The 3,108-nt window shown below is 64.2% G+C and carries 5 protein-coding genes and 1 pseudogene; 3 read left to right on the top strand and 3 right to left on the bottom strand.

Translation table 11 applies throughout. The features are described from left to right. The 3 genes from QAT43_RS14695 to QAT43_RS14685 all read left to right on the top strand — a co-directional run. Positions 1-399: ATP-binding cassette domain-containing protein (locus tag QAT43_RS14695; protein WP_305043841.1), on the top strand; the 399-nt coding region annotated here is incomplete at its 5' end. Positions 400-524: 125 nt separating this feature from the next. Beyond that, on the top strand, positions 525-920 hold the full coding sequence (locus tag QAT43_RS14690; RefSeq protein WP_305043840.1) for a DUF3597 domain-containing protein: 396 nt from the start codon (positions 525-527) through the stop codon (positions 918-920). A gap of 37 nt (positions 921-957) precedes the next feature. Then, positions 958-1,548: a DUF937 domain-containing protein gene (locus QAT43_RS14685; protein ID WP_305043839.1), complete on the top strand. Its 591-nt coding sequence runs from the start codon at positions 958-960 to the stop codon at positions 1,546-1,548. Between the two features lie 89 nt (positions 1,549-1,637). Here QAT43_RS14685 and QAT43_RS14680 read toward each other — a convergent pair whose 3' ends face one another. The 3 genes and pseudogenes from QAT43_RS14680 to QAT43_RS14670 all read right to left on the bottom strand — a co-directional run. Continuing rightward, complete coding sequence (locus QAT43_RS14680; protein WP_305043838.1) at positions 1,638-2,105, bottom strand: RES family NAD+ phosphorylase; 468 nt, start codon at positions 2,103-2,105, stop codon at positions 1,638-1,640. Beyond that, on the bottom strand, positions 2,105-2,539 hold the full coding sequence (gene parS, locus QAT43_RS14675; RefSeq protein ID WP_305043837.1) for a type II RES/Xre toxin-antitoxin system antitoxin: 435 nt from the start codon (positions 2,537-2,539) through the stop codon (positions 2,105-2,107). Before parS ends, QAT43_RS14680 begins: the two co-directional genes overlap by 1 nt. 120 nt (positions 2,540-2,659) lie before the next feature. Further along, positions 2,660-3,108 (bottom strand): annotated as a pseudogene (locus QAT43_RS14670) (CvfB family protein); the annotation flags it as partial.

Genomic DNA, 3,108 nt, shown 5'->3' with positions numbered 1-3,108 from the left:
CTGGCCATGGGTTTGGCCCTGCGCGGCATACGCGGCGACGAGCAGCGCCGCCGCATCGAGCAGAGCCTGGAGGCCGTGGGCCTGAGCGCGTTCGCGAAGCGCCGGGCGCGGGAACTCTCCGGCGGAGAAACCCGGCGCGTGGCCCTGGCCCGCGCCCTGGCCCTGCGGCCCGAGGTGCTGCTGCTTGACGAACCCACCGCCAATCTCGACCGCGAAACCGTCGCCACCTTCGAGGCGGTCATTCAATCCCTGCCGGCACTGGGGATCACCCTGGTCATGTCCAGTCACGACCCCGGCCAGCCGCGCCGTCTGGGCGGCGAATTGCTGCGATTGGGCGGCGGACGGTTGTTGCCGGTGAAGAAGTGGGTGGAGGGAGCGGGGCTGGAGGTGCTGCGCTGAGAAGGGGGGATCTCTTCTCCCGCGCCGATTGACTTCCCTGGATGTTCTGCTTAATTAAAGACGAAAACAGGCCGATCCTGCACTGGGGCAGTTTTGCACTGTTTTTTCTTGCCAAGGAGAGCGCCATGGGATTTTTCAAGACGATTCTGGAGAAGCTCGGTTTCGGCAGTGCCGCTGCCTCTGCTCAGGCCGCCGCGCCCACCGCATCGGCCGCCCCGCCCTCGGGAGCAACCACCGCCGCGGCACCCAAGGCGGTGCCCCTGGTCGATGTCGTGAGCAAGCTGGAGCAGCGCGCCGCGAAAAACCCGCAGAAACTCAACTGGAAGACCTCCATCGTCGATCTGCTCAAGCTCCTGGAGATCGACAGCAGCCTCGCCGCGCGCAAGGAACTGGCCGCTGAATTGGGCTGTCCGGCGGAATTCATGGGGGATTCGGCGAAAATGAATGTCTGGCTGCACAAGACGGTGCTCGCCCGCCTCGCCGCCAACGGCGGCAACGTGCCCGCGGAGCTGCTGAATTGAGGCGACCGCGCAACCCTTCACGCCAAGGAGCCAGACGATGCAGATCACCGATATTCTCGCCCAGATGGGCGGCCTTCAATCCATGGCGCGCGAACTGGGCGTCAGCGAAAGCCAGGCGGCCAGCGGCGTCGAGGCTCTGGCGCCGGCCCTTCTCGGCGGGTTCAAGAAACAGGTCCAGACCCGTCCGGACGGCCTCGACGGACTGGGCCGCCTGCTGGGGCAGCTCGGTGGCGGCGACCTCCTGGACGACGTGCTGGCGCCGCGACCGACCGACACGAACCGGGGCAACGAAGTCCTGAGCCAGATTTTCGGCTCCAAGGAGGTTAGTCGTACCGTCGCCCAGAATGCGGCTGAACGCTCGGGCCTCGATACCTCCCTGCTCAAGAAGATGCTGCCGATGCTGGCCATGGCGGTGGCGGGCTACATGGGCAAGCAGCGCGAAGCGAGTGCCCCGGAACCAACGGCACCCGCCGGCGGCGGGCTCGCCGGCCTGCTGGGAGGGCTGCTGGGCGGCCAGGGACCGGCGAGAAAGGCCGGCGCACCTGGACTCGCCTCCATGCTCGATCTCAACGGCGATGGCAACCCGCTGGACGACATCCTGCGCATGGCCGGCAAACTCATGCGGTGAGAGGGCACCAGGCAAAGAGGGTTTCCCGCAAACCAAAACAGGGACAGGCTGGTTTTTCCGGAGGAAAATCAGCCTGTCCCTGTTTTTTTTCAGCGTTTCAGCAGGCGCGCATCGAACAGGTAGGGGCGCTCATCGATGATTTTGAGATGGTGAAATTCCGGATGGCGCGGGTTGACCAGGGCGTTCATTTCCTCGCCGAAGGGAAGCACCGCCGAAGGAACCCGCAGGACCAGGAACTGGTTCTGCTCCGCCCATTTTCTGCCGAGTTCGGCCAACACGGCGGGGGCAGGATTGCCGTTCCAGCCCGGGGGCAACTCTTCGGGACGGATATGCGTGCTTGCCACCGTATCAGGCAGTTCGAAGGTGATCAGCATTCGGCTGATCGGTCCTTCGTTTGCCGAGGCGTGGACGAGCGACTCAAGGACGGCAAGGGAGCGCGTCGTCGCCGTATAGAGGACGGGAATACCCTTGGGGTTCCAGCGCGCACCATAGAGCCTTGCGCCTTCGCCGCTGGTATCACGAGCAAATTTTTCCGGTGCGACGCGAAACAGCCGCATCAGGCGGCAAGCCCGTGCTCAATCCGCCCCAATTCATCCATGACCATCTCAACACCGGTGTAGGTATCGAGCAGGGACATGGGCGTAACCTGTCCCAAGGGTATGCTTGGTGTCTGCAACCAGCGCCGCGCCCGATCACTGTCCTCCATGACCTCCCGGCAGCGCGCGAACACGCGGGCGATCTGCAGCAGATGGTCGGAGATGTCGCGGTCGAGTTTCTGCTTTTCTTTCTGGTAGCGCTGCAAGGTGCGCGCGGTGACCGGAAGGTATTGGGCCAGTTGATTGGTGGAGAGATCCAGCGCTTCGGCAACCTTGGCGAGGCTCTGGTAGGGCAGGCCGCGCCGCACGGCGTCGACCATTTCGACGGGGGAATCCCCGAGGTCTTTCACGCCAAGGATCTCCCCTACAGGCAGGGTCGTGGTTTGTGGCAGCATGGCGGCCTCCTGCGAAAAGCGTTTACGCATATTGTCGCCAAGAGAACGACATTTGTCAATCAAGGGAGGGGCGTGATCAAGGGAAAAATCGCCCAATTGGATTGCGCTTCATCCGGCGCTCTACTGCTTGCGAGCCCCCTTGCCCTTGCCCCCGCCCGTCTTCTCCTGAAGGCGGACGCCTCCTGCCTCCATCTCGACCAGCCCCGCCTTGTACAGCCCGCCCAAAGCCTTTTTGAAAGCCTTTTTGCTCAGCCCCAGAACTCGCTGAATCTCTTCGGGCGGGCTTTGGTCGTGGAGGGGCAGAAATCCCTGGGCGCGCAGGGCGTCGAGCAGCACCTCGCGATCCTCGCGGGCGCCTGCCGCGCCGCCACGGCGCAGGCTGACATCGACCTTGCCGTCGTCGCGCAGAGCGCGCACGTACGCCTTGAAGCGCTGGCCGCGTTTCATGCCGGGGCGGATTTCATCCTGATAGAGCAGCGCGGGGAACAGGTCATTGACGATGACCTTGACGCCGAGGTCGGTGAACTCCCAGAGCAGGATTTCCACCTCCTCGCCGAGGCGCAGCTCCG

This window comes from Geoalkalibacter sp. (assembly GCF_030604225.1).
GTDB lineage: Bacteria > Desulfobacterota > Desulfuromonadia > Desulfuromonadales > Geoalkalibacteraceae > Geoalkalibacter.
The sequence above is the reverse complement of the archived record's forward strand: the minus strand, read 5'-3'. Positions and strand labels throughout refer to the sequence as shown.

Bases quoted from the DNA above. Each gene is read 5' to 3' on its own strand.
- parS (WP_305043837.1), bottom strand. From the start codon at position 2,539: ATGCTGCCACAAACCACGACCCTGCCTGTAGGGGAGATCCTTGGCGTG.
- QAT43_RS14685 (WP_305043839.1), top strand. From the start codon at position 958: ATGCAGATCACCGATATTCTCGCCCAGATGGGCGGCCTTCAATCCATG.
- QAT43_RS14680 (WP_305043838.1), bottom strand. From the start codon at position 2,105: ATGCGGCTGTTTCGCGTCGCACCGGAAAAATTTGCTCGTGATACCAGC.
- QAT43_RS14690 (WP_305043840.1), top strand. From the start codon at position 525: ATGGGATTTTTCAAGACGATTCTGGAGAAGCTCGGTTTCGGCAGTGCC.